25 protein-coding genes, 1 other RNA gene and 1 pseudogene are annotated in these 24,960 nt (G+C 75.0%); 10 read left to right on the forward strand and 17 right to left on the reverse strand.

Annotation, left to right across the window (positions count from 1 at the left end; all coding sequences use genetic code 11):
* Window positions 1–148 precede the first annotated feature (148 nt).
* Window positions 149–340 (forward strand): annotated as a pseudogene (locus tag PH191_RS14435) (MOSC domain-containing protein); the annotation flags it as partial.
* 55 nt (window positions 341–395) lie between these two features.
* Here PH191_RS14435 and PH191_RS14440 read toward each other — a convergent pair.
* Window positions 396–536 (reverse strand): hypothetical protein, encoded by a 141-nt coding sequence (locus tag PH191_RS14440; RefSeq protein WP_274195321.1) that lies wholly within the window; start codon window positions 534–536, stop codon window positions 396–398.
* A gap of 85 nt (window positions 537–621) precedes the next feature.
* Between PH191_RS14440 and PH191_RS14445 the strand changes: the two genes are divergently transcribed.
* From PH191_RS14445 to PH191_RS14455, 3 genes are read left to right on the forward strand one after another with little or no spacing between them, the layout of a single operon-like run.
* Window positions 622–1,485 carry a dioxygenase family protein gene (locus PH191_RS14445; RefSeq protein ID WP_274195322.1) on the forward strand — a complete coding sequence of 288 codons (864 nt, stop codon included), beginning with the start codon at window positions 622–624 and terminating at the stop codon, window positions 1,483–1,485.
* Window positions 1,486–1,544: 59 nt separating this feature from the next.
* Window positions 1,545–1,859: a metalloregulator ArsR/SmtB family transcription factor gene (locus PH191_RS14450; RefSeq protein ID WP_274195323.1), complete on the forward strand. Its 315-nt coding sequence runs from the start codon at window positions 1,545–1,547 to the stop codon at window positions 1,857–1,859.
* Window positions 1,856–2,281: an SRPBCC family protein gene (locus PH191_RS14455; protein ID WP_274195324.1), complete on the forward strand. Its 426-nt coding sequence runs from the start codon at window positions 1,856–1,858 to the stop codon at window positions 2,279–2,281. Before PH191_RS14450 ends, PH191_RS14455 begins: the two co-directional genes overlap by 4 nt.
* Here PH191_RS14455 and PH191_RS14460 read toward each other — a convergent pair.
* Window positions 2,266–2,844 (reverse strand): dihydrofolate reductase family protein, encoded by a 579-nt coding sequence (locus PH191_RS14460; protein WP_274195325.1) that lies wholly within the window; start codon window positions 2,842–2,844, stop codon window positions 2,266–2,268. The two genes, PH191_RS14455 and PH191_RS14460, sit on opposite strands and share 16 nt — an antisense overlap.
* A gap of 102 nt (window positions 2,845–2,946) precedes the next feature.
* Between PH191_RS14460 and PH191_RS14465 the strand changes: the two genes are divergently transcribed.
* A complete protein-coding gene (locus PH191_RS14465; RefSeq protein WP_274195326.1) occupies window positions 2,947–3,435 on the forward strand; it encodes a pyridoxamine 5'-phosphate oxidase family protein in 489 nt (162 codons plus the stop codon).
* A 1-nt stretch (window position 3,436) separates the two neighbouring features.
* Here the strand turns inward: PH191_RS14465 and PH191_RS14470 are convergent, their stop codons facing one another.
* Both PH191_RS14470 and PH191_RS14475 read right to left on the reverse strand, forming a co-directional pair.
* Window positions 3,437–3,979 (reverse strand): dihydrofolate reductase family protein, encoded by a 543-nt coding sequence (locus PH191_RS14470; RefSeq protein WP_274195327.1) that lies wholly within the window; start codon window positions 3,977–3,979, stop codon window positions 3,437–3,439.
* A 65-nt stretch (window positions 3,980–4,044) separates the two neighbouring features.
* Window positions 4,045–4,734 carry a helix-turn-helix domain-containing protein gene (locus tag PH191_RS14475; protein WP_274195328.1) on the reverse strand — a complete coding sequence of 230 codons (690 nt, stop codon included), beginning with the start codon at window positions 4,732–4,734 and terminating at the stop codon, window positions 4,045–4,047.
* A 775-nt stretch (window positions 4,735–5,509) separates the two neighbouring features.
* On the opposite strand from PH191_RS14475, the gene PH191_RS14480 reads away from it, so the two are divergent.
* On the forward strand, window positions 5,510–5,887 hold the full coding sequence (locus PH191_RS14480) for a cupin domain-containing protein (protein WP_274195830.1): 378 nt from the start codon (window positions 5,510–5,512) through the stop codon (window positions 5,885–5,887).
* Window positions 5,888–6,071: 184 nt separating this feature from the next.
* Here the strand turns inward: PH191_RS14480 and rnpB are convergent.
* An RNA gene (gene rnpB, locus PH191_RS14485) (RNase P RNA component class A) lies at window positions 6,072–6,491 on the reverse strand.
* Between the two features lie 48 nt (window positions 6,492–6,539).
* On the opposite strand from rnpB, the gene PH191_RS14490 reads away from it, so the two are divergent.
* Both PH191_RS14490 and PH191_RS14495 read left to right on the forward strand, forming a co-directional pair.
* A complete protein-coding gene (locus PH191_RS14490; protein ID WP_274195329.1) occupies window positions 6,540–7,298 on the forward strand; it encodes a sulfite exporter TauE/SafE family protein in 759 nt (252 codons plus the stop codon).
* Between the two features lie 4 nt (window positions 7,299–7,302).
* Window positions 7,303–8,556, forward strand: a complete 1,254-nt coding sequence (locus PH191_RS14495; RefSeq protein WP_274195330.1) for an SLC13 family permease — start codon at window positions 7,303–7,305, stop codon at window positions 8,554–8,556.
* Window positions 8,557–8,575: 19 nt separating this feature from the next.
* On the opposite strand, the gene PH191_RS14500 is transcribed toward PH191_RS14495, so the two are convergent.
* Window positions 8,576–8,971: a nuclear transport factor 2 family protein gene (locus tag PH191_RS14500; protein WP_274195331.1), complete on the reverse strand. Its 396-nt coding sequence runs from the start codon at window positions 8,969–8,971 to the stop codon at window positions 8,576–8,578.
* Between the two features lie 72 nt (window positions 8,972–9,043).
* A complete protein-coding gene (locus tag PH191_RS14505) occupies window positions 9,044–9,892 on the reverse strand; it encodes a helix-turn-helix domain-containing protein (RefSeq protein ID WP_274195332.1) in 849 nt (282 codons plus the stop codon).
* 102 nt (window positions 9,893–9,994) lie between these two features.
* Between PH191_RS14505 and PH191_RS14510 the strand changes: the two genes are divergently transcribed.
* Together PH191_RS14510 and PH191_RS14515 are read left to right on the forward strand one after the other, a co-directional pair.
* Complete coding sequence (locus PH191_RS14510) at window positions 9,995–10,855, forward strand: oxidoreductase (protein WP_274195333.1); 861 nt, start codon at window positions 9,995–9,997, stop codon at window positions 10,853–10,855.
* Window positions 10,856–10,916: 61 nt separating this feature from the next.
* Window positions 10,917–12,050: a DUF2332 domain-containing protein gene (locus tag PH191_RS14515; protein ID WP_274195334.1), complete on the forward strand. Its 1,134-nt coding sequence runs from the start codon at window positions 10,917–10,919 to the stop codon at window positions 12,048–12,050.
* A gap of 33 nt (window positions 12,051–12,083) precedes the next feature.
* Here the strand turns inward: PH191_RS14515 and PH191_RS14520 are convergent, their stop codons facing one another.
* From PH191_RS14520 to PH191_RS14565, 10 genes are read right to left on the reverse strand one after another with little or no spacing between them, the layout of a single operon-like run.
* Window positions 12,084–12,749 carry a histidine phosphatase family protein gene (locus PH191_RS14520; protein WP_420791809.1) on the reverse strand — a complete coding sequence of 222 codons (666 nt, stop codon included), beginning with the start codon at window positions 12,747–12,749 and terminating at the stop codon, window positions 12,084–12,086.
* On the reverse strand, window positions 12,746–13,495 hold the full coding sequence (locus PH191_RS14525) for a zinc ribbon domain-containing protein (protein ID WP_274195335.1): 750 nt from the start codon (window positions 13,493–13,495) through the stop codon (window positions 12,746–12,748). The genes PH191_RS14520 and PH191_RS14525 overlap by 4 nt, the downstream gene beginning before the upstream one ends.
* Window positions 13,492–14,337, reverse strand: a complete 846-nt coding sequence (locus PH191_RS14530) for a Nif3-like dinuclear metal center hexameric protein (RefSeq protein ID WP_274195336.1) — start codon at window positions 14,335–14,337, stop codon at window positions 13,492–13,494. Before PH191_RS14530 ends, PH191_RS14525 begins: the two co-directional genes overlap by 4 nt.
* Before the next feature lie 47 nt (window positions 14,338–14,384).
* A complete protein-coding gene (locus PH191_RS14535; protein ID WP_274195337.1) occupies window positions 14,385–14,543 on the reverse strand; it encodes a hypothetical protein in 159 nt (52 codons plus the stop codon).
* Window positions 14,540–16,132, reverse strand: coding sequence for a TRAFAC clade GTPase domain-containing protein (locus PH191_RS14540; protein ID WP_274195338.1), 1,593 nt, complete (start codon window positions 16,130–16,132; stop codon window positions 14,540–14,542). Before PH191_RS14540 ends, PH191_RS14535 begins: the two co-directional genes overlap by 4 nt.
* A 3-nt stretch (window positions 16,133–16,135) precedes the next feature.
* Window positions 16,136–18,748: a GAP1-N2 domain-containing protein gene (locus PH191_RS14545; RefSeq protein ID WP_274195339.1), complete on the reverse strand. Its 2,613-nt coding sequence runs from the start codon at window positions 18,746–18,748 to the stop codon at window positions 16,136–16,138.
* On the reverse strand, window positions 18,745–19,938 hold the full coding sequence (locus PH191_RS14550; RefSeq protein ID WP_274195340.1) for a zinc ribbon domain-containing protein: 1,194 nt from the start codon (window positions 19,936–19,938) through the stop codon (window positions 18,745–18,747). The genes PH191_RS14545 and PH191_RS14550 overlap by 4 nt, the downstream gene beginning before the upstream one ends.
* Window positions 19,938–22,613, reverse strand: a complete 2,676-nt coding sequence (locus PH191_RS14555; RefSeq protein ID WP_274195341.1) for a SaeA-related protein — start codon at window positions 22,611–22,613, stop codon at window positions 19,938–19,940. The genes PH191_RS14550 and PH191_RS14555 overlap by 1 nt, the downstream gene beginning before the upstream one ends.
* Window positions 22,613–24,265, reverse strand: coding sequence for an Hsp70 family protein (locus tag PH191_RS14560; RefSeq protein ID WP_274195342.1), 1,653 nt, complete (start codon window positions 24,263–24,265; stop codon window positions 22,613–22,615). Before PH191_RS14560 ends, PH191_RS14555 begins: the two co-directional genes overlap by 1 nt.
* The gene (locus PH191_RS14565; RefSeq protein WP_274195343.1) at window positions 24,258–24,890 is read right to left on the reverse strand and encodes a hypothetical protein; all 633 of its coding nucleotides are present in this window, start codon (window positions 24,888–24,890) and stop codon (window positions 24,258–24,260) included. Before PH191_RS14565 ends, PH191_RS14560 begins: the two co-directional genes overlap by 8 nt.
* Window positions 24,891–24,960: the final 70 nt, after the last annotated feature.

The following is a 24,960-nucleotide window of genomic DNA, read 5'->3' on the forward strand; positions in this document are numbered from 1 at the left end:
GCGTCACAGCGCTCGTCACCATAGAGGGCCTTCACACGCAGCCGCGAGCGACCCTCTACCTCTGATCGAGTGAATGTGTCGCCCGAACTGCTCGTAGCCTGGAGCGGTGTCGTCCATCGAGTCGGTGAACGTCGGGGTCCTGCGGGCCATGGAGGCCACCACCGGCGTCAGCGGCATCGACAAGCGGCCCACGTCCGGGGCGGTCCGGATCGCGGCCCCCGCTCCGGGGACGAGCGGGGTGGCGGGCGACCCGATCGGCGACCCCGAGCACCACGGCGGCCTCGACCGCGCGGTCTACGCCTACGCCCGGGAGGACCTCGACGCCTGGCGCCCGACGCTGGGCGACCTGCGGGCCGGGGCGTTCGGGGAGAACCTCACGCCGCGCGGGCTCGAGGTCACCGCACGATCGCCTCACGTTCCGGGCGATGACCCTCGAGCCGGACCTCCTCCCCCGCCTGCTCGGCGTCGACCCACTCCCCGACGAGGTCCGCGAGCTCGCCCGGCGCCGCACCGGGGAGCCGGTCCGCGCCGAGCACCGAGTGCACAGCGCGCCGACAGCGTTCGCACAGGCTCGACGTCCACGCTGGAGGCGCGCCCCACCACGACGTGTTCGGAGGACCCGTGGACCGCCACCGCTGGCCGACCCACCAGGGCAGACCGCTGCCCCGCCCCGCCGACGACCTCGAGGACCAGGGCCTCGGCTTCGACCTCGGCACGCTCGGACGACGACGCATGCTGCGCGTCCTCGGCCTCGGGGCGGTCGCCGTCGGCGTGGCCGCCTGCGGTGGCACCACGTCCGCCGCGGCGCCGACCACCGCCCCCGGCGAGATCCCCGACGAGACGGCGGGCCCCTTCCCCGGCGACGGGTCGAACGGCGCGAACGTGCTCACGCAGAGCGGCATCGTCCGCAGCGACATCCGCGCGAGCTTCGGCGGGCCCACCGGCGTGGCCGAGGGCGTCCCCATGACCCTGGAGCTCACCGTCGCCGACCTCGCGCGCGGCGGGGTGCCGTTCGCCGGCGCCGCGGTCTACGTCTGGCACTGCGACCGCGCCGGGGAGTACTCCCTCTACTCGGAGAACATCGCCGGCGAGAACTACCTGCGCGGGGTCCAGATCGCCGACGCGTCGGGGCTCGTGCGGTTCACCAGCATCGTCCCGGCCTGCTACGCGGGGCGCTGGCCGCACGTCCATCTCGAGGTCTACCCCGACGCGGCGGGCATCGTCGACGCGGACAACGCGGTCGCGACCTCGCAGGTCGCCCTGCCCGAGGACACCTGCCGCCAGGTGTACGGGCAGCCGGGCTACGAGCAGTCGGTCACCAACCTCTCCGACGTCACCCTGGCCGGCGACAACGTCTTCGGCGACGACTCCGGCGCGAGCCAGCTCGCCGCCGTCACCGGTGACCTGACCCGCGGCTACACCGTCGCCCTGCCCGTCCGCGTCGACACCCGGACGACACCGGTGGCGGGTGGACCGCCCCGCTGAGGAGGACGACGCGTAGGACATCGTTGACATGTCGGTAATCTCCTACATATCGTGACCCCGTGTCCACGGACGTCTTCCTCGCTCTGGCCAACCCGGCCCGGCGCCGGCTGCTCGAGCTGCTGGCCGACGGTCCGCGCACCGCGGGTGATCTCGCCGCCGAGTTCGACATGAGCCGGCCGTCGGTGGCGGAGCACCTCGCGGTCCTGCGTCAGGCGTCCCTGGTCACCGACGAACCGCGCGGGCGGCAGCGCTTCTACTCGCTGAACCCGGATCCGCTCGAGCAGGTCGGGGCCTGGCTGCACCCGTTCGAACGCTTCTGGCGCCACCGCCTGCGCGACATGGCCGATCTCCTGGAGAGCGAGGACGAGCAATGAGCTACCGACGGACGGGCTCGATCGAGGTCGACCAGTTCATCCGGGCGACGCCGGCACGGGTGTGGGCGGCGCTCACCGACCCCGAGACGCACGCCCGGTGGTGGGCGCCGGGCGACGTCGCCGCAGTCGTCGGCCACGAGTTCCACCTGGAGATGCCGGGCTTCGGCTCCGTGCCGTGCTGGGTGGTCGCGTCCGAGCCCCACGAGCGCTTCGTCTACACCTTCAACGAGGTCTGGACCCTGACCTGGCGCCTCGTCCCCGAGGGCGACGGCACCCGGCTCCTGCTGGAGCACTCGGGCTTCGACCTCGATGACCACCGCCAGCGCGACGCCTGCGAGCGCATGGGGCCGGGCTGGCGCGACACCGTCCTCCCCCGCCTCGCGGAGCTCGCGGAGGACCTCGCCGCTCACGGCCGCGTGTAGGTCAGGAGCACCACCCCGGTCGACGTGGTCGTCGACGCGGTCAGCCTGAGGTGGGTGAGCGGGCTCCGGTCGCCGAACATCCGCTTGCCGGCGCCGAGGATCACCGGGACGAGCAGCAGGCGGTACTCGTCGACGAGGTCGTGCTCGGCGAGCGCGCCGAGCAGGCCGCCGGACCCGAAGACCACCAGGTCGCCGTCGACCTCGCCCTTGAGACGGGCCACGTCGTCCGGTCCGCCGAGGCGACGGGAGTTGCCCCACGCCAACGGCACGTCCGGGGATCGCGTGACCACGTACTTCGGCATCCGGTTCATCGCGGCGACGGCCGGGTCCGACTGGTCGGCCCCGGACCACGCGGTCGTGAAGATCTCGTACGACCGTCGACCGAGCAGCATGCCCGCGGCCGCGGTGGTCGCCCCGCTCATGAACGACGCCATCGTGTCGTCGCCGTAGGGCGGGACCCAGCCGCCCGCGGCGAACCCGCCGTCGGGATCCTCGTCGGCCGACAACGGCGACTGGATCACGCCGTCCAGGCTCACGAAGTTGATCACCAGCACCCGAGCCACGGCGCCGAGGCTAGCGGCCGATCGTGTGGGCCACCGTGTCGAGACGGCACGATCGGCTCCGTCTCCCGGTCGAGACCGCGCACACCGAGGAAGGGACGACCGATGGACGCACAGGAGATCGCCAGCGAGCTCGCGCAGCCCGGTGCGCAGGAACTGCTCGCCACGACCGCGGCCCACCTCGCCTACACGGTGGCGGACGGCACGCCCCGGGTGATCCCGGTCGGTTTCCTCTGGACCGGCGACCAGGTGGTGATCGCCTCGGCCACCTCCTCGCCGAAGGTCGCGACGCTGTCGGCCCGCCCGGACGTCGCCGTGAGCATCGACGGCGACGCGGCGTCGGGAGCACGGGCGCTCTCGATCCGCGGCCGGGCGAGCGTCGAGATCGTCGACGGCCTGGTCGAGGAGTACGTCATGGCCGCCCGGCGCAGCATGGACGACGAGACGGCGGAGCGGTTCGTCGAGCAGTGCCGGAAGACCTACACGCAGGGGATGGCACGGATCGCGATCACGCCGAGCTGGGCGCGCTTCTACGACTTCGGCGCGGGCCGGCTGCCGCGGTTCCTGCAGGAGCTGGTCGAGGCGGCGGGCTGACTCACCGACGGGGCGTGTAGGCCAGCACCACCGCGCCGTTGCCGAGGTCGGTGACGCCCATCAGGTCCAGGGCGGTCGTGCCGATGCCGGCCAGCAGCGACTCCCCGGTCCCCGCGACGAACGGGGAGATGCTCAGGTGCAGCTCGTCGAGGAGACCCGCCTCGACGAGCGCCCGGCTGAACGGGCCGTTGCCGTACTTCACCAGCGTGCCGTCGCCGGAGTCCTTGAGCCGGGCGACGGCATCGACGGCGTCGCCGACGAGGACCTCGGCGTTCCAGGTGGTCTCGGTCAGCGTGGTGGAGGCGACGTGCTTCGGCAGCGAGTTGATCGTGTCCGCGATGCCGCCGGTCATGCTCGGCCACGTCGCGGCGAAGCCCTCGTAGGTCTCGCGTCCGAGCACGAGACCGACGGCCGGTTCCAGGAGCCGGCGTTGGTACTCGAGGTGCTCGTCGTTGGTGGGGATCGCCATCTGCGCGGCCCAGAAGCCGTCCCCGGAGATCCTCCCGTCGATCGAGAGGTGGTCGTACTCGATCAGTTTTCGCATGGCCGGAGTCGACCATCACGGCGACCGGCCGGTCTTGTATCGAACCGAAATCCGCGCAGTAGGGATCAGAACGCGAGGAACGAGACGCCGGACCTCAGCTCGCCCGGGGTGTGGCCGGTCGCCCACCGCATCGCCCGCGCGAGCTGCGGCTGGTCGTAGTAGCTGCCGGCGGTGACCGCGTCGGCGATCGACCCGCCGGCCGCGAGGAGCTGCGCGGCGTGCCGTGCCTGCTCGATGCTCGCGAGCTTGCGGCGCGAGATCCCGACGGCCCGACGGAACCGGAGCTGCGCCGTCCGTTCCGACATCCTTCGTGGCCGCACGCCGTGGCGAATCCCGTCGACGAGCGGATCGAAGGACAGCAGTCCCGCCCGCACGAGCCGGTTGACGAAGACGTCGACGTTCTGCTCGGTCGGCCTCTCCCAGTCCCGGCCGGCGAGCACGATCCGGTGGCCCGGCAGGGTCGGAAGGAGCGCGTCGTTCAGGTCGGCCAGACCGGCCGGCGGGAACAGGGGCAGATAGGCACCGAGCTGCAGCTCGACGCCGAAGAACTCCCAGCCCTCCGGACAGGTGAGTGGCGTGGCCGCGGTCTCCGGCCCCCGGAGGTGCGCCGTCATCTGGTTGCCGTGCTGCGCGAACACCATCATCGAGGCGCCCTTGGCGGCTGACATGAAGCTGGTCGTGGCGTCGCAGCGCGCCGACCACACCCGCTGCACCAGCGGGAACTCGCCGGCGACGGTGTCGAGGCTCAGACCCACGACGGGAGTCTAGGGACAGTTCGCCGTCGTCCGAACCGTCTGATCCGGGTCGATGGGTGTGGGCGGACGAGTCGACCTGTCAGCCGATGCGAGTTCAGGGGGGAGGCGCCCAGCGCTGCTGAGGCTCGCATGGGCTCGACCTGGCTGTTGACCTTCTGGCGCCTCGGGGCTCGTCGAGGGCTCGCGCGCCCCCGGCGGCCCCGAGAGTCGATCTCCGGACCAGCCGCGGGCGACCGCCCGTACCCAAGCCAGCGACCCGCGCGACGGAGGGCAAGCCATGTCCGGAGAGGTTTCGCAGCGATAGAGGCGGGAGCAGCGAGCGCGCTGCCGTCCATCAGAGCAGTTCGAGACTCGCAGCGAGCGCTTCGCAGTCAAGGACACCTCGCTCGTTCGTCGGGAATCACCAAGAGCCGTCGTTGACCCGCGGACCTGAGGTTTCGCTGTGCCCTGGTGCCTCCTCGCGCCGTGCCCGTCTGACGATCATGTCGTCCTCGATCCGCCGACGCTGCCCGCGCTGCGCCGGCTCGTTTGCGGCAAGTGGAGCTGGCTGCAACATCAGGGTCTTGGCTGCGGTACGTCGGGCGAGCAGGCTCTCCGCCGAGAAGGGCTGCGTCTCTCGGGGCTCGGCGCTCGGGTGGTTCAGGTCGGAGGTCGGATGACACAGCCGTTTGTGATCCCGCCCGACGGGGGTCGCGCCACGTGGACGGACGGCCTCATCTTGTTCAAAGCGGTAGCTCGCGACACCGGTGGTGCGCTCTCTGTGTGGGAGTCACTCATGCCTCGCGGCTCGTCTCCACCCCTCCATGTCCACGAGCGAGAGGATGAGGCGTTCTACGTGCTCGACGGCGAGATGACGTTCCGGGTCGGGGACGATCACCTCCCGGCGCCGGCGGGGACGTTCGTCTGGGGGCCCCGCGATGTTGCCCACCAGTATCGGGTCGAGAGTTCGGTAGCTCGGCTGTTGACGTGGTTCGTGCCTGCAGGCGGGGAGGAGCTGTTCTTTCACATGTCCCGCCCGGCTGAAGCGCGGACCCTGCCTCCGGCCTCGGGCGAGCCCTCGACGGGTCCCACAGCCGAGCAGGTGGCGATGTTCGAGCAGCGTTATGGACAGAGAGTGCTCGGCCCTCCGATGGGACCCTCCGCGACCCCTTAGCCCCCAGGACGAGGAACGACGCGGTTCGATAGGGCAAGCAGAGTTGATCTTCGATAACTCGATCATGGCCGGGAAGGAGCGTTCCGCGCCGGACCCGGCGCTGTTCTGCCCGGTCTGGACGGCGAGCGGAGACGGTCGAGGAGCTCCGTCCAACCTGTCCGATTCGGATCGAAGGATGCGGGGGCGGACGAGTCGGCCTGTAAGCCGGATCCTGTCCCCACGGGCCTCGCGGTCCCGTGGGTGGCGACCATCCATCTCGGCCCGCCGTCGCCGACGGGCTCCAGCGGTCTACCCGCAGGTCTCGGGCGGGCAGCCCTCGAACGACCTGCGCAGCGCCCCGCGGACGGGGCACCTTCTTGACCTTGCTCCGGGTGGGGTTTACCGAGCCGTCCTGGTCACCCAGGACGCTGGTGGTCTCTTACACCACCGTTTCACCCTCACCACCGGGCCAGAGCCAGGAGCTCGAGCCCGATGGCGGTCTGTTCTCTGTGGCACTGTCCCGCGGGTCACCCCGGGTTGCTGTTGGCAACCACCCTGCCCTGTGGAGTCCGGACTTTCCTCGACGGACCCTCGTGGGGTCCGACGCGGTCGCCCGGCCGACTCGTCCGCGTCGCCGAGCCTACAAGGACCCGGACCGTTAGCGTCGCGCACCGTGTCGGACCCGTCGGTGCTCCAGATCGTGCTGCTGGCCGCGCTCGGGCTGCTGGCCGGTGCGGTCAACGCGGTGGCTGGCGGCGGGTCGCTGATCGTCTTCCCCGCCCTGCTCGCGGTCGGGCTGCCGCCGCTGCCGGCGAACGTCACGAACTCCGTCGCGCAGTGGCCGGGCTACGCCGGCTCGACGGTCAACGCGCGCCGCGACCTCCGGGGGCAGCGACCACGGCTGATCAGCACGAGCATCGTCGCCGCGCTGGGCTCCGCGCTCGGCTGCGGGCTGCTGCTGGTCCTCCCGCAGTCGGTGTTCGACGCCGTGGTGCCGGTCCTCGTGCTGCTCGCGAGCCTCGCGCTGGGGGCGCAGCCGTGGATCAAGAAGTGGACGGGCCGGGCGGAGCGCACCGCCGACAACCCGAAGGTCCTGCTCCCGACGATCTTCTTCGCGGCCGTCTACGGCGGCTACTTCGGCGGGGCGCTGGGCGTGGTGCTCATCGCCGTGCTCTCGCTGCTCGCCCACGACACGCTGCAGCGGCTCAACGCCGTGAAGGTGCTGCTCTCGCTGGTGACGAGCACGGTGACGGTGGTCCTCTTCGCCCTCTTCGCGCCCGTCGACTGGCTCGCGGTGCTGCTGCTCGCGCCGACGACGCTGCTCGGCGGGTACCTCGGCATGGCCGTCGCCAAGAAGATGCCCGACGGGGTGCTGCGCTGGAGCGTCGTGGTGCTCGGCGTGGCCGTGGCGATCTACCTCTGGCTCCGCTGAGGGTATGAGCGTGGCGGGGGTGAGCACGGCCCTCGCGGTCGGCCTCCTCGCCGTCGTCCTCGTCGTCGCGGTCACGCGGCCGCGGGGGCTCCCCGAGGCCGCCGCGGCGGTGCCCGCCGCCACCGTGGTGCTGGCCGTCGGGCTCCTCACGCCGGCGGCGGCGTGGGACGAGGTGCGCGAGCTCGGCCCGACCGTCGGCTTCCTCGCCGCGGTGCTCGTCCTGGCCCACCTCGCCGACGCCGAGGGCGTGTTCCGCTGGGCCGGCGGGGTGCTGGCGCGGCGCTCGCACGGGCGCCCGCAGCGGCTGTTCGCCCTGGTGGTCGTCGCGGCGGCGGTGACGACGGCGGTGCTGAGCCTCGACGCGACGGTGGTGCTGCTGACCCCGGTCGTGCTCGACACGGTGCGACGGCTCGGCGCGCGCCCGGCGCCGCCGGCGTTCGCGTGCGCGCACCTGGCCAACAGCGGCTCGCTGCTGCTGCCCGTCGCGAACCTGACCAACCTGCTCGCGTTCCGGGCCACCGGCCTGGACTTCCTGGGCTTCGCCGCGCTGATGCTCCTGCCTCAGCTCGCGGTGCTGGTCGTGGAGTACGTCGGGCTGCGTCTGACCTTCCGCCGAGAGCTCGCCGAGCCCGCCGGGCCCGACGAGGAGGGCCGGGGCGCCGCGCTCCCCCGGTTCGCCGTCGGGGTCCTGGCCGCCACGCTCGCCGGGTTCGCGGTGGCGTCGCCGCTGGGTGTGGAGCCGGTGTGGGTGGCGGTGGCGGGCGCCGCGGTGCTCGCGGTCCGGGCGCTCGCGGCGCGTGAGACCGGGGTGCGCGACCTCGTCACCGCGGCCTCGCCGGGCTTCTGCGTGTTCGTCCTCGGCCTCGGCGTCGTCGTCGCCGCGGTGACCGAGCGGGGTCTCGGCGACGTCGTGGCGTCGCTGCTGCCCGCGGGCACCTCGTTCCCGGCGCTGCTCGGCCTGGCGGTCGTGGCGGCGCTGCTGGCCAACCTCGTCAACAACCTGCCCGCGACGCTCGTCCTGCTCGCCGCACTCGGCCCGACCCCGGCGACGGGCGCCGTGCTGGCCATCCTGATCGGCGTGAACGTCGGGCCGAACCTCACCCCGGTCGGCTCGCTGGCCACGCTCCTGTGGCGCCGGGTGCTGGCCGTCCGCGGCGTGCCGGCGCCGCTCGGGACGTTCACGCTCGCCGGGCTGGCCACGGTCCCGGCGTGCCTCGTCGCCGGGACCGGCGCGCTGGCCCTCGTGCTGTCGTGGTGAGTGCTGTCGTGGTGAGCCCTCAGCGCAGCGCAGCGTTGAACGACTCGGTGTTCGCGATCTGCTCGAAGTGCACGAGCCGGCCGTCGCGCATCTGCCAGACGTGGGCGAAGCGGGCCGTCATCGACGTGCCGGTCGCACGGCTGGTCCCCCGGTACGTGCCGACGGCGACGACGAGGTCTCCCTGGGCGACCACACGCTCGGGCTCGACGAGGAAGGTCTCCCACGCGTTGCCGATGGGCGCGAACACGCCGTCGACGACGCCCTGCGGCCCGTGGAAAGTGCCCGCGTTGGGCGCGGTGGACTCGACCCAGACCAGCTCGGGATCGAAGTGCTCGAGAACGGCAGGGATGTCGCCCCGGCCGAAGGCGTCGTAGACCGCGCGGGCGATGGTCGCGTTGTCGGTGGTGGTGGTCATGGTGCTCCCCTGCTCGGTGCGGGCTGCAGGAGAAGCGTGGGACCGCACCAGGGGCGCCGGACAGGGCGCGAACTACGTACGGGCCGTCATCGCCTGCGTGCCCACGGCCGCCAGCAGGTCGAGGCGGCTGCGCGCGTCGCTGCCCGGGGTGGGCGTGAAGACGAGCAGGCGCAGGTCGTCCTCGGCGGTGGTGAGGGTGTCGCAGTCGAGCTCCACGTCGCCGACGTCGGGGTGCACGACCGTCTTGTGGCTCTGGTGGTGCCCGGCGACGACGCCGGAGTCCCACAGCCCGGCGAACTCGTCGCTGGCGCGGTACAGGTCGTCGACGAGCGTGCTCAGCTCCGGGTCGTTCGGGTAGCGGCTGGTGCTCCCGCGCAGGTCGGCGACCAGGGACGCGGCGAGGGCGTCGCGTTCCTCGCGGGTGTGGCGCACGCGGTCGCCGGCCTCGCCCTCGGTGAAGATTCGCCAGAGCGTGCTGCGCCGGCGATCCTCGAGCGCCGTCGGGTCACCCATGAGCGCGGCGTACAGCGGGTTCCAGGAGATCAGCGTCCAGGTGACGTCGAGGACGCCGATCGGGCTGTCGTGCAGCGCCTCGACGATCCGGCGCACACCGGCCGGGATGCGCCGGGAGATCCGCCCGCGGTCGGCGGCGTGCCCGGCGAGGCGGAACAGGTGGGCCTGCTCGGCGTCGGAGAGGCGCAACGCCCGGGCCAGCGAGGCGCAGACCTGCGCCGACGGGGTGCGCGTGCGGCCCTGCTCGAGGCGCACGACGTAGTCGATCGAGATGCCGGCGAGCAGCGCGAGCTCCTCGCGGCGCAGGCCCGGGGCGCGGCGCGGCGCGTTGACGGCCATGCCGACCTCGGCGGGGTCGGTGCGGTCGCGCCAGGTGCGCAGGGACGCGGCGAGTTCACCGGTGCTCACGGCCCCGATCATCCGCCTCGCCGCCACCCCGTGGGGGGTACGGGATGTACCAGGACGACCCGGCACTCCCCACCGGCGGGCCGCCTGGCGCAGGGTGGGGACATGACCACACCGGCACTCACCGACCGCCTCGCGCTCGCCGACGACCTCGTCCTCACGCGCATGGGCTACGGCACCATGCAGCTCGCCGGCCCGCACGTGATGGGCCCGCCGCGCGACCGCGACGAGGCGATCGCCGTCCTGCGCGAGGCCGTCGACCGCGGTGTCACCCACATCGACACCAGCGACTACTACGGCCCGTTCATCGTCAACGAGATCCTCCGCGAGGCCCTCCACCCCTATCCGGACGACCTGCGGATCGTCACCAAGGTCGGCTGCCGGCGCGGGGAGGACGGGTCGTGGAACCTCGACACCTCGCCCGACGAGCTCGTCCGCGAGGTGCACGAGAACCTCGGACGGCTCGGCCTGGAGAGCCTCGACGTCGTGAACCTGCGCGTGTCCGACGACCACGACGAGTCGCTCGCCGAGGCCTTCGCGACGCTGGCGAAGCTGCAGGAGCAGGGCCTCGTCCGTCACCTCGGGGTCAGCAACGTCTCCCCCGCCCAGCTCGCCGAGGCCCGGGCGATCGCGCCGGTGGTGTGCGTGCAGAACCACTACAACCTGGTGCACCGCACCGACGACGACCTCGTCGACCACTGCGCCGCCGAGGGGATCGGGTACACGTCGTTCTTCCCGCTCGGTGGGTTCAGCCCGCTCCAGTCGGACACCCTCGCGCGCGTCGCGCAGGACGTCGGGGCGACGCCGCAGCAGACCGCCCTGGCCTGGCTGCTGCAGCGCTCGCCGACGATGCTGCTCATCCCCGGGACGTCGTCACGGGAGCACCTGCGCGAGAACCTGGCCGCCGCCGACCTGGCCCTCCCGCCCGAGGCCGTGGCCGAGCTGGACTCGATCAGCCAGGGCTGAACGACCGGCCCGGGCCGGCCGCGTTGCGCGACCGGCCCGGTGCTCGGCAGGCTCTGCCGACGTGACGACCCCCGAGGCGGCCGACCGTGCCCACGTCCGCGAGCAGGCGCTGGGCATCGCGGCGGGCTGGTCGCCGCCCGACGCCCCGCCGACCTGGGAGCTGACGGCGGAGCTCTTCCGCGCGATCGCCACCGAGCCCGAACTCCTCGGGATCGCCGCGGGCATCCCTGCCGACCGGCTCCCGCCCCTGCTGCTCAGCGCCGCCGTCCGCTACCTCGTCGCGCGGCGGAGCCCCCACCCGCTCGCCGGCTACTTCCCGACGCCCGGGTCCGGGCAGCCGCGCCTCGACGAGGGGTTCCGGCCGGCGCTCGTCGCCTTCGCCCGCGAGCACGCGAGCGAGCTCACCCAGCTCTGCGCCGAGCACCGCTACCAGATGAACGAGGTCGCCCGGAGCGCCGACGTCCTGGCGGTTCTGGGCGCCGTCCTCGGAGCCGGGGTCGACCCCGAACGGCCCCTCGCGCTGGTCGACCTCGGCACCGGCGCGGGGCTCGGACTGCACCTCGACCGCTACCGGTACCGCTTCGGCGACCGGACCCTCGGCGACCCGGACGCCGCGCTGACGATCACCCCCGAGCTGCGCGGCCGCCCCGCCCCGCTGCCGGCGCGGATGCCGACGATCGCCGCACGCCTCGGGGTCGACGTCGAGCCCCTCGACCTCGGCGACCACCGGGTGCGCGAGTGGCTCGCCGCCTGCATCCCGCCCGAGACGACGGCCGTCGACCGGTTCGCGGCCGCCTCGGAGGTCGCCCGGGCGCACCCCGCGGACCTCGTGCGCGCCGAGGTCGTCGACGACGTCGTCGGCCTCTGCGCCCGGATGCCCGAGGACGCGCTGCTCGTGCTCGTCGACACCTACGTGCACGTGTTCCTCACCGACGAGCAGCGGGCGCGGTTCCGCCGCCAGCTCAGCGAGCTGGGCCGCGACCTCGTGTGGATCTCGGTGGACCCGCTCGTGCCGCTGGGCCCGGAGGGCACCGAGAGCGTCCAGTACCTGCCCGTCCCGCCGCGCGCGCTCGAGGCCTCGCGCGCCGGCGTCACCGGGGTCGTCGGGCAGCTCTCGGTGTCCCGCGACGGCACGGCCGAGGGCGAGGTGCTCGGGCTCGCGCACCCGGGCGGTGCGTGGATCGAGTGGCTGTAGGCGCCCAGGCCACTTTCGCTGGCTCAGGTGCCGCTAGGCCAGGTACGACGTGTCGTTGACCAGCCGCACCGAGGCGCCGCCGTCGGGCCAGAACTCGACGACCGACAGGCACGCCAGGTCGAGGTGCAGGCGGAAGAGCAGCGACGGCCCGGCGTCGAGGGCGCGGCGCAGGATCAGCTTGATCGGCGTCACGTGACTGACGACGACGACGGTCTGGCCGGGGAACCGGCGCAGGAGGTCGCCGAGGGCGGCGTCGACGCGGTGGGCGACGACATCGAAGCTCTCCCCGTTCGGCGGGCTGACGCTGCTGTCGCCCAGCCAAGCACGGTGCACGTCGGGGTCCTGCGCGGCGGCCTCGGAGAAGGTCAGGCCCTCCCAGGCGCCGAAGTCGGTCTCGGTGAGGCGCTCGTCGACGCCCACGGGCAGACCGAGCACCCCGGCCACCGGCTCGGCGGTCTGACGGGCACGCACCAGCGGGGAGCTGATCACCGCGCGGATGTTCCCGTTGCTGCCGACGTGCCGGGCCGCCAGCGCGGTCGCCGCCGCGGCGGCCTGCTCGAGCCCGTCGCGGGTGAGCTCCGGGTTGCCCCGGCCCGAGTAGCGGCGCTCGACCGACAGCGGGCTCTGCCCGTGGCGCAGCAGCAGCAGGCGGGTGGGCATCGTCGACCCGCGTCCCGTCCACGAGCCCGCGGTGGTCATACGCTCGCCTTCCCGGAGCTCTTCTCGGTGCGCACCACGATCGTCCCGCACTGCTCGCACCGCACGACGTCGTCGGGCGCGGCCGCCGCGACGGCGCGGATCTCGTTGCGGTCCATCTCGATCCGGCACCCGCCGCACCGCGCCCCGACGAGCTCGCCCGCGCCGGTGCCGGTGCGGGCGCGCAGCTGGTCATAGAGCGCGAGCAGGTCCTCGGGCAGCGTCTTCGCCAGCTCGGCGCGCTCGGCACCGCGGCGCGCCTCCAGCACGTCGATGTCGCCGAGCACGCCGTCGCGGCGCTCGACGGCGTCGGCGAGCGCGGTCTCGGCGGCGTCGAGGGCGGCCTGCTCGTGCGCGAGGTCGGTCTCGGCGGCGTCGAGGCGCTCCATGGCCTCGAGCTGGGAGTCCTCGAGCACGCCGCGGCGCCGCGCGAGGGTGTCGAGCTCGTGGGACAGGTCGGTCACCTGCTTCGCCGAGACGCTGCCGGAGTCCACCAGCCCCCGGTCGCGCTCCTCGCGCGCGGTGACCTGGGCGACCTCCTGCTCGAGCTTCGCCACGTCCCGGCCCAGGTCGCCGACCGCGGTGCGGGCGGTGACGACCGCGTCGCGGTGGGCGCGGACGGTGGTCTCGGCGTCCTCCACCGCGGTCTGCTCGGGCATGGTGCGGCGGCGGTGCTGCGCGCGGGCGAGCTCGGCGTCCAGCCCGGCGAGGTCGAGCAGACGGCGTTGGGCGGACGGGTCGGCCTTCACGAGATCACGGCTCCTGCTGAGGACGGTTCGGGCGAGGGGCTGCCGAGGGACCAGGCGTCGGTGCGGATGGTCGACACCGTGATCTCCAGGTCCGGCGCGGCCGCGGCGAGCACGGCCGCCGCCTGGGCGCACCACGGGTGCTCGGAGGCCCAGTGGGCGACGTCGACCAGGGCCGGCGCACCGGCCTCGGCGAGGTGGTCGGTGGCGGGGTGGTGGCGCAGGTCGGCGGTGACGTAGACGTCGACGCCGGCCGCGCGGGCGAGGTGGAGCATCGAGTCGCCCGCCCCGCCCGAGACGGCGACGCGCCGCACGGTGCGCTGCGGGTCGCCGCCGGTGCGCACGCCCCAGGCCGTCGCCGGCAGGGCGTCGGCGACGCGGCGGCTGAAGTCGGCGAGGGACTCGGCCGCGGCGAGCGACCCGATCCGACCGATCCCGACGGTGCCGTCGTCCTGCGGGGACAGCGGCGCCTCGACCGTCACCCCGAGCGCCTCGGCCAGCGCGTCGGACACCCCGGGGCGGGCGGCGTCGGCGTTGGTGTGTGCGGTGAACAGGGCCACGCCGTGGCGGATCAGGCGGTGGACCGCCGTGCCCTTCGGGCCGGTCGCGGCCACCCCGTGCACGCCGCGCAGCAGCAGCGGGTGGTGGGTGACGAGAAGGTCGGCCCCGACCGCGACGGCCTCCTCGATCACCTCGGGCAGGGGGTCGACGGCGACCAGGACGCGGCGGACGCCCTCGGCCGGGTCGCCCACCGCCAGGCCGACCGCGTCCCACTCCTGCGCCAGCGCGGGCGGATACGCGGCCTCGAGGGCGCGGACGCTGTCGGCGACGGTCACGGGGCGCATGGCCACCCATTCTGCCCACCGCCGCCGGGCGCCACCGGGCGGGCGGGTCAGGGATAGACCTGCCGGCGCAGGCCGTCGACCCACGGGTCGAGGGCGGCGACGATCCCGTCCCACGGGGCCTGCCACAGCGCGACGAGGACGACGAGCAGGACGAGCACCACCAGCGCCGCCCGGAACGCCCGCACGTGCGCCGGGGGCGTGCTCACGCCGGCTCCCCGACGGCGCCGACGGACACGGCCGTCCGCGCCGGCGGGAGCGGCAGGCGGCCCCGCTCGGCGAGCCAGCGCAGCGGGGCGAGGGCGGTGTGGCGGTCGTCGGGCTCCCAGCCGGTGTGCGAGGAGACGAGGAAGTACCCGACGGCGGCGAAGTCCCGCTCGGCCGCGACGACCAGCTGGTCCTGGCCGTGGTCGCACAGCCAGCGGCGCACCGCGAGACGGTCGGGGCGCAGGTCGGCGGCGATGGGGTGGTCGACGAGCAGGTCGGCCTTGACCACCACGACCGCGAGGTCGGTGCGGTCGAGGCGGGCGCCGAAATCCCGCAGCCGGGGCACCGTCGCCTGGTACGCGACCTCGGGCGGGTCGACCGCCGGCGCCGCCTCGGCCTCGTCGACCGGGCCGCGCAGCACCTCGTCGGCCACCTCGGGGATCGAGAACGGGTCGACGACCACGATCATCTGCCCGGCCTCGTCCAGGAACCGCAGGTCCTCCGTGGCCGAGCGGGTGGAGAAGAGCTCGCCGGCGGCGTCGAAGGTGTGCAGCAGCGCGCGGCGCCGGCCCTGGGTCACCGTGCACACGAGACCCACCGGCGCGGCCGCCTCGGTCTTGGCGACGCGGCCCGCGCGGACCTGCTCCACGCCCTCGCGGAAGCGCGCGGCGTCGGCCTCCCGGCGCGGCTCCAGCGTCCCGCCGCCCGCGACCGCCTGCCGGCGCAACGCCTCGAGCCCGGCGTAGATCAGGCTCGTCTTGCCGGCCGAGACGGGACCGAGCACCGGGATGCTGACGTCCGTCCAGACCCCCGAGCCGTCCTCGAGGACCTCGTCGCACTGGGGGCAGCGCGGGGCGTGGTCCCTCCCGGCGCGGGACACCGTCGTCGGCATCGGGCGCCCGCAGCGGCAGCGGTGCGCCAGCACGCCGAGCCGGCTCGGTCGCACGTCGTGGTGCACGAGGCCGCACGCGCAGGCGTAGCCGGGCAGGGTGGTCCGCCAGAAGCAGTACGGGCACCGCGCCGCCGCCCGGTTCCGGCGCCGCAGCAGGGCGTCGACGGCCCGCACGAGCCGGCCGGCCACACCCCACACGAGCGCGGCGAGCGCGAGACCGGTGACGACGAGGGCGAGCACCGCGAGCCCCGTCACGACCGCGCCGGCGGTGACCGCGAGCAGCAGCAGGAACCCGGCGATCCCGAGCGGCCAGAGGGCCAGCCACGCCTGCGGGTTCAGCAGGCCCCCGAGCGGCGACCAGAGCGCCCCGAGCGCGTCGCGCCCGCGGCGGGCCATCGCGCGGACGTCGACCCGGGCCTGCCCGGCGAGATAGTGCGGCCAGGCGCGGTCGCGCCCGTGGCCCGGGGGCGCGGGCGGGAACCAGGGCCCGTCGACGTCGTCGGGGGTGAGCAGGTCGGTGTCGGCCGCGAACGGGCCGGAGAGCAGGACGATCAGCGCGCCCAGGGCCCCGAGCAGGACGCCCACGAGCACCAGCCAGCCCGCGAACGGCCACACGACGAACCACAGGAACGCGGCGCACAGCCCGAGGTAGGCCGTGACCCCGAGGACGGCGAGGACCGCGAGCGCCACCTGCGGCACGGCTCAGCCCTTCTTCCGCCGGCCGAACCGGTCGCGCCAGGACGCGCCGCTGTGCGCGGCGAGCGACGAGGCGGGCTTCCGGCGCAGCCGCCACAGTTCCAGGACGCCGTCGTCGGCCGCCCGCTCCCGGTCGTCGGCGAGCAGATCGGTGACGGCGCGGGTGACGTCCGCGTCGAGCCCCGAGCGGAGCGCGTCGAGCTTCGTGAGGTGCCCGTGGCCGACGCGGGCACGGACGGCGGTCTCCTTCGTCGCGAACACGAAGAGGACCGCCGTGCTCCGGGGGTCCGGGGCGTGGTCGGGGTCGCCTCCGGCCCACGCGTAGAGCTGGGTGAGCATCGTGTCCCGCAGCGTGGACGGGCCGGTCGCGACCAGCACCCGCCCGCCGACGGACGGGCCGGCCCCGCGCAGGGCGCGCACCAGCCGGTTGCGGTCGGCGCGGGTGGGACGGGCGGCCTTCGCCAGGAGCAGGCCGAGATCGCCGGCCTCGTCGAGACGCGCACCCTGCTCGAGGCGCTCGACCACCTCGGTCACCGAGGCGTCCGCGGGCGGCCAGTCCTGGTGGCCCAGGGCCCGGGGCGGCAGCCCCGCCTTCTCGAGGACGTCGAGGGCGGCCCGCGCGTCCTCGTCGACGGCGGGCGCGCGGGTCAAGGAGTGGTAGGCGACCACCGCGAGCGCCCGGTCGTGTGCCTGCGGCGGGGTCGCCTCGAGGAATCGGCGCACGGCGGCGTTGTCGACCGGGTCGCGCCCCAGGAGGCGCTCCCACGTCGACACCCAGCGCCCGTTCGGCCCCGGCACCACCGCGGCGGCCAGCCCGGTGAGCGCCGCCCGGGCGGGCTCGCCCCCGGCGGCGAGGGCGGCCAGGGCCACCGCGAGGTCCAGGCGCCCGACCGCGCCGAGCACCGGGATGCGCCCGGCCAGCGGCTCCGGACGGCGCCACCAACGGCGCCCGACGTCGGCGGCGGTCCGCTCGCGGAGGTCCGGCTCGCCGAGACGGCGCTCGAGCTCGCGGTGCAGGTCGGTGACCACCGTGGGGCCGAGGGCCCATCCGTCCGGGTCGACGTCGGCGTCGGGGTGGTGGGCCCACCAGTCCACGAACCGCCGGGCCACGCCGTCCGGGACGGGCAGCGCGTGCCGGTGGGCCAGGCGCAGGGCCGCGGCCGGGTCGGCCCGTTGCGCCACGCGCTCGAGCGCGCCTACGTCTGCGGCTGCCGCCGGCTCCCCCGCCACCGGCCGCAGCGGCGTGTCGGGCACCGGCCCGCCGTCCGCGGCGAGGTCGGCCTCGCGGTCGAAGAGACGACGGCGCGCGGCCTCCGCGACCGTGTCCCAGCCGAGCTCGGCGGCGCCGGGCGCGGCCGCCCGGATCGCGGCGACCTCGTCGAGGTCGAGGAGCGCGGTGTGGTCGTGGGTCTGGGCGACGAGCGTCGCGACCAGCGGCGCCCCGAGGACGTCGACCGCCCCGGGTCCCGCCGTCCGCAGCCAGCCCGCGATCCGGACCGCGGCGCCGGGGTCGACGCCGAGGGGCAGCCCCACCGTGAGCGCCGCCGCCTCCCGCTCGACCTCCCCCGGGACGGCGCGCCCGTCGGGGTGGCCCTCGCGGGCCAGCTGGCCGGCGACCTCGACCGCGTCGACGACGTCGAGCGGGTCGTCGGCACCCAGGAACAGCGGTACCCAGAACAGGGCCTCCGCGGACGGCACGATCTCCGGCGGCACGATCTCCGGCGGCGCGATCTCCGGCGGCGCGATCTCCGGCGGCGCGATCTCCGGCGGCGCGTGCTCGAGGAGGTCGAGGACGAGGTAGCCGTCCTGGCGCCGGTACGGCCCGGCCCAGTCGGGGTGGGCGACGACGACGTCGTGCGGGCTCCGGTCCGGGTCGGTGGCGAAGATCTTGAAGCTGATCGCGAGGGCGCGCTCGCGGTCCAGGAGCAGCGTGGCCGCCGCGAGCCAGCAGGCCGCGTCGTCGCCGCGGTCGGCGATGAGCAGGACCCGACGCCGGTCCGCGCCTCCCTGCAGGGCGCCGAGGGCGGTCACGAGGGCGAGGAGCCGCTCCCGGCCGTCGCGGGCGGCGGCGATCCGCTCGCGGACGGTCTCGGTGTCCCACGGCCCGGGCTCCGGGTGGGCCGCGACGGGCGCGCACGACGTCGTCGGCGCCGGCGTCGACACCCACCACGACGCGCCCCAGAGCTGGGCGGGCCGGACGAGGCCGTACGACCCGGCCTCGCGGGTGACGACGGCGTGGGTGAACTGGTTGCCGTCCCGGTACCCGTTGGCCTCCCGGCCGAGGTAGCGGCCCCCGGCCGTCACGTAGGTCCGGGCGCGGCCGGTCCCGTCGCGGCCGGTCCCGTCGCGGCCGACCTCGTCGTTGCCGGCCCCGTCGTTGCCGGCCCCGTCGTGGAGGTGGGCCAGCGAGGGCGGGAAGTCGGCGACGGGGCGGCGGTCGCGCATCCAGCGGACGGGCACCTCGTAGAGCGCACCGCGCTGGACCAGCCGCTGCTCGTCCTCCCCCGCGCCCTCCGAGCGGGCCTGGAACCCGAACCCCGCACCGCCGCCGAGGCCCTGCCCCGGCAGGCAGTCGGTGTAGTACAGCGACGCGAACGCCGCCGGCTCGCGCCCGCTCACGGCCGGCTCCGCTCGACGACGCCGAGGCGGTGCAGGAGCCAGAGCAACGGCTCCTCGACGCGGAACGGCTGCACGCCGCCGGGGTCGACCTGCTTGACCTTGTAGTCCGGCGGCGCGCCGAGCGCCGAGACGGCGAAGTAGCGGAAGGTCCGGTAGTTCAGCCGCAGGTGGGCGTCGACGTCGTCGGCGTCGAAGCGGTGCAGCAGCGAGCCGACGTACTCGTGGACCGCCTCGCCGGCCTCGTCGTCGTACCCCGCGCCGGGCCGGATGGGCGCGAAGATCGGGTCGGACGTGCCGAGGATCGGGAAGAGCGCGTCCATCTTCGCGAAGGCGACCGCGATCGGTGTCGTCACCGCCCGGTGGGCCTTGACCCCGCCGGTGGCGCGCAGCAGCTCGGTCACCCGCATCAGCACGTCGAGCGGGCCGTCCGCCCCCGTGACGGCGGCGTCGGGGACGTCGAGGCGGTCCCGCACGCCGGGCAGGTGCCAGGGGTCGAGCAGGACGATCATGCCGTCGGCGGAGCCGAGGTAGGCCTGGGTGTGCACCGACTCCTGGGAGGTCAGGTCCTCGCCCGCGGTGTCGTAGAAGGACAGGATCGTCGTGCGCAGCGAGGTCCGCCCGAGCAGGCCGCGGCGCGGCGAGCGCCACTCGACCACCAGCGGCTCCTTGCGGCTCTCCTGCGCCGCGGGGGTGCTCTCGAACAGCTCGCCGTCCTCGAAGAGCGCCCGCTGGTAGCGCGCGAGGTACTCCTCGGTGCTCGTCTCGCCGCCCTGCCGGTCGCCGACGAGGCGCACGTCGGCGTCGAAGCGGCGGCGGACGACCGTGCGCAGCTGGTGGTTCAGCACCGTGAGGTAGACGGTCTTGCCCGCGCCCTTGCCGCCGACCATGCCCACCAGCGGGCTGCGGCTGCCGACGAACGTCGTGGGCAGCGGGGTGTGGCACACCGGGCACGCGCGCACCCCGGTGCGGCCGTGGCAGTGCGGGCACTCCGCCTGCGTCGCGGAGCGCAGGGACCGTGTCGGCACGAACGTCGGGTGGACGTCGCCGACGAAGCCGGTGTGCCGGGCGCGCTCGGGATCGGGCGCGCGGCGGCACCCCTCGACGCCCGGCGCCCCGACCCCGGTGCACTGGAAGGCGAGGGCCCAGGCGTCGATCCGGTGGTAGCAGTACGGACACGGGACCCCGGCCATCACGACACCTTGAGCGCTGACACGGGCGGGTCGACGAGGGCGACCTCGTCCCCGCAGGAGAAGCACCGCAGCCAGTACGGGCGCCGCATCCGGGGCAGCGGCGCGGAGAAGACCGTCGGTTGCGTCGAGGAGAGCTCGACGCGGTGGCGCACGAGCTCCACCCCGGCACCCGGCGTCAGCGGCATGACGCGGCCCTCGCTGGCCACGAGGACGACGTCGACGCTCCCGCTGCCCTGGCCCGGCGGCACCGAGACGACGCACTCGCGGGTGCCGCGCAACCGCGAGCCCTGCTGCGCGACGGTGTAGCGCACGGGCCGGGCCGGCGCCTCGACCCGCACGGCGACCGGTGCCGACTCGCTGCGGTCGGGGCCGGCGCCGACGACGGCGCGCACCTCGACGGCACCGGTGACGCCGGCGGGCAGGTGGAACCCGCCGGTGTCGCGGTAGCGCGCCCGCGTCGTCCGGTCGCCGCCGCCGGACCACCCGATCTCCGAGACGGCGACCCCGGTGGGCCACACCCAGGACAGCACGACGTCCTCCCCGCGGCGCTGGGCGCGCAGCTGCGTCGGCGCGGGGACGAGGTCGTGGCCGACGTCCCGGCCGCGCACCCGGCCGGCCGGCGCCCGCGTGAACGCGGCGACGTGCACCCGGCCCGGCGGCACGTCCGCGAGCAGGGTGTCCCAGCCGTCACGGGTGCGGGGCACACCGGGGATCTCGGTGCCCCAGGCCTCCACCACGCGCGCGGTGAGCAGCGCGCCGACCTCCCCGGGCGGCGGGGTGCGGGCGACGCGGATCTCGACGTCGGCCCCGCGCGGGGTCCGCCAGCTCACCCGCAGCCGGACCTCGGTGCCGTCCTGCTCCGGCGCGACCTCGAGGGCGGTGACCGGCGCCGAGTCCGCGCGGACGCCCCCGTGCCCGGCCTGCGGCTCGGCGACGAGCTCGCGGCCCTGCTCGGCGTACACCGCGGCGATCTCGTAGTGGTACTCGACGCCCTCGACCGCCGTGGTGTCGGTGAAGCCGCGCAGGGTCGCGGTCATCTCGGCGACGTCGGGGCTGTCGGCCCCGGCCTGCCGTCGCACCCGGACGGCCACCGCGTCCGGGTGCGCCCGCCAGCGCCCGACGACCGCCCCCGGCTCGCCGACGATCTCGACGTCGGCGACAGGCGGGACCACGGTGACGCTCGCGGCGACCGCCGACGACCGGGCCGCGCCGGCGGCCCGGCCGGCGAGCACCGCGTAGTGCACGGGGCGGCCCACCGGCGGCGCCGGGTCGGTGGTGAAGCGGGCGCCGGCGACGTCGGCGACGACCGTCCCGTCGTCGGCGTCGCGGGGGGCGCGGTCGGTGCGCCGCACGACCCGGTACACCGCGTCGTCGGCGTGGCTCGGCGGCGCGGTCCAGGCGATCCGCACGCCGGCCCCGTCGGGGACGACCTCCACGCGGGTGACCGGGGCGAGCGGGACGTGCGCGAGCTCCTCGGCCAGATCCTCCCGGTCGGCGGCGACCGCCAGCGCCGCGCGCAGCCTCTGCTCGGCGAGGTCCGGGCGGCCCTCGCCCAGCGCCGCGGACGCCTCGTCACGCAGCGCCTCGACCTCGCGGGTCCGTGCCGCGAGCAGGCGGCGCGCCTCGACGGCGGCCTCGTCGTCCAGCACGGCGAGCAGGCGCGCCGCCGCGACCGGACGGCCTTCCGCGAGCAGCGTCCGGAGCTCGGTGAGCGGGTCGGTGGGCACGACGGCGGTGGTCTCGGCGAGCAGGTGCACCACGATCCGGCGGGCCTCGCGGGGCGCGAGCCGCCCGGCCTCCAGGCGCCGGACGAGCCCGGAGGGCACGGCCCCGGCCGCCCGCTGCGCGCGCACCGGCTCCAGGAGCAGCACGAGGGACAGGGTGCGGAGGTCGACGCCCTGGACGGCGGCGGTCCGCAGGCGTCCGAGGACGTGCTTGGCCGGCCCGCTCGTCGCGCTGTCGCGGCCGCGGGAGACGGCCTCGATCCGGGCCTCGACGGCGGCGAGACCCAGACCGCCCGGCGCGGCGGGCGTGGCGGAGAAGGCGTCGAGCAGCGTGAACGCGCCGGCCTCGGGGTGCAGCAGCGCCGGGACGGACGGCGTGCCGGCGGCGGCGAGCCCGTCGGTGAGCGTCCGCACCGCGTCGCGGGACACCCCGCTCGCCCCGGTCACCCCGGGCAGCTCCCGCGCCGCGACCACCTCGAGGCCCGCGGCGGACGCGGCCTGCTCGGCCTGGTCGGCCTCCAGGTCCGCGTGGGCGCCCGCCGCTGCGGCGAGCTGCTCGCGGGTGAGCAGGCCGAGGTCGCCGTAGAAGCCCGACAGCTCGGCCGCGAGCTGGTCGGTGGCCCGGCGGCGCGCCCGGTCGCCGTCGCGGCGGCGCCGGCGCCAGAAGGCCGGGTCGGCGAGCTGGTCGCCGTGCTCGGCGCGCAGGCGCTCGTCGGCCCGCAGGAACGCCTGGCAGACCTGCCCGACGTGGCTCGCGCTGCGGGCCTTGTTCGTCCAGTAGGCGCGGACCTCCCGCAGCCGCTTCTCGATCTCCGGCGCGGTCATCCGGGCGTCGAGGGCGTAGCGGGTCGGCAGGTCGTCCGGGAGCTGTGCGGTCCGCCCGCGCAGGGGCCGGACCACCTCCTCCTCGTAGCGCTTCTGGTCGAGGGCCTGCTTCTGGTCGAGGGCCATCAGCCCGTGACCATCAGTCCGTGGACCACCCGGGTCGCGCGCTCGACCTCCTCAGGGCTCAGCGCGCCGATGGTCACCGCGATGTCGAGGCCCCGCCCCGAGGAACGGTGCGTCGCGCGCAGCCGCAGCAGGCCCTGCTCGTCGATGCCGAGCACGATGTCCACCGGCGCCCCGGCGGGTCCCGGCGGGATGCCCTCGATCCGGCCGGCGCCGTCCGAGACCGCGACGTTGTCCTCCATCTCCTCGCTGGCCACCGTCCCGGCCTGCTCGTAGAGGGCGATGTCCACGCTGCGCTGGCCGGCGACGACCGTGAACGCCTCGAGGGTCCGGTCGCCGGTGGGCAGCGGGTCGTTGGCGGCGACGAGGTGGTGCACGTAGACGCGGTCGTCGGGGCGCGGACCGTCGACCAGCTGCACCCCGAAGGCCTTCGAGAGCACGTTGCGGGTGGACTTCGCCGAGAGGCGGCCCAGGTCGGCCTCGCTCATCCCCGTCGCGGCGGCGATGGCCGACAGCGCCTCGCGGGCCCTCTCGTCGCCGGCCTCCGGGGTGGGCGCGGCGTCGCGGGCCCGCGCGGTCTCCTGCACCACCCGTCGGGAGAGCGCCCAGATCGCGGCCCCCTTGGCCACGGCGAGGTCCGGCTCGAAGAGCCGGGGCGTCCAGCCGAACTCCGCGGCCAGCCGCTCCGCGACCGCGGGCATGCGGGTGGAGCCGCCGACGAGCAGCACCTCGTCGATCGTCGTGCCCGGGCTCTTGTCCTCGAGGGTGTCGAGGGTGCGGCGCAGGATGGCGACGGTGGTGTCGAGGAGGTCCTCGGTCATCGCCTCGAACTCCGTGCGGCTGACGTCGAAGCGGGCGGCCGCGCCCGCGAGCTTGAGGTTGACCGGCCGCGACTCGTGCTTCGAGAGCTGCTTCTTCACCGACTCGGCGAGCAGCGCCACCTCCTGCACGAGGTCCTCGCTCTCACGCGGGTCCTCGTCGGGCGCGGCCTCCTCGACGAAGCGGGTCATGAGGTGCTCGGCGAGCCGGGCGTCCCAGTCCGCGCCGCCGAGGTCCTTGTCGCCGTCGGTGCACACCACGTCGACGGCGTTGTCGTCGATGCGGATGACCGAGGTGTCGAAGGTGCCGCCACCGAGGTCGTAGACCAGCACCGTGCGCCCGACCGCGCCCTGGCTGGTCTCGTAGTGCACGGCCGCCGCGACCGGCTCGGGCACGATCCCGAGGACCGCGAGGCCCGCGATCTCGCCGGCCTTGCGCGTCGCGTCGCGCTCCCGCATCCCGAAGTAGGCGGGCACGGTGATGACGACGTCGCGCACCTCGTCGTCGACCTCCGCCCCGGCCGCGAGGTGCTTGAGGATCAGCGCCGAGAGCGACTCCGGCGTGTGCTCCTGGCCGTGGAACGCGTAGAGCGCCGACGTCCCCATCTGGCGCTTCACGAGGCTGACGACGTGGTCCGGCTCGATCTTGGCGATCGCCTTGGCCTGCGTGCCCACGACGACGTTCGTCGGGCTCTCCAGGTAGACGACCGACGGCGTCGTCTCCTCCCCCTCGCCGTTGCGGGCGATCGACGCCCGCCCCGTCTCGTCGACGAAGCCGACCGCCGAGTACGTCGTGCCGAGGTCGATCCCGTAGACCCTGCGTCCGCGGTCAGGCATGGTGCGCCACCTCCTGGTCCTGCGTGGTCTCGGCGGGCTGCGTGTCCTCGGCGGGCTCGTGGCGGCCGACGGCCACCCCGGCGGGGGCGAGGACGCGGCCCGAGTCGCGCTCGAGCCACCCCTCGGAGAGCACGGCGACGACCCGGCCGTGCGACTCGGGGCCGGTGGCGACGGGGCGGCGCACGCGGTGCGCGGACGCGTCGAAGACGTCGCCGACGGCGACCGTCACGGGCTCGCAGCCGCAGCCCTCGAGCACGGAGGCCACGCTGTCGGCGTAGTAGGTGAGGGTGTCGCGGTGTCGGGTCGAGGACGTATCGGCGGCGGCGTCCTCAAGCAGCTCGGCGCGGAGCTTCGCCAGCCCGACGACGAGGGGCCGCAGGTGCCGCCCGCGGCGTTCGTCGCGCAGCGCGTCGAGCTCGGCCCGCTGGTGGGCGATGACCTCCTCGCGAGCCCGTGCCCGCTCCTGCTCGGCGCCCAGCCGGCGACCGAGGTCGTCGAGCCGGGCGAGCACCCGGTGCAGGACGTCCGGATCCGACACCGGCACCTGCTCGTCCTGTGCCTGCTCGTCCTGTGCCTGCTCGTCCTGGACCGCCTCGTCCTGTGCCGGGCGTCCGTCGTCCCCCACGTCGATCCCCCTCGACCGTGCAGGCGCCCCCGCCCGCGGGCGCTCAATCTATGACGCGCCGTAGCACGAT

Origin of the sequence: Actinomycetospora callitridis (assembly GCF_028737265.1) — a bacterium.
Taxonomy (GTDB): domain Bacteria; phylum Actinomycetota; class Actinomycetes; order Mycobacteriales; family Pseudonocardiaceae; genus Actinomycetospora; species Actinomycetospora callitridis.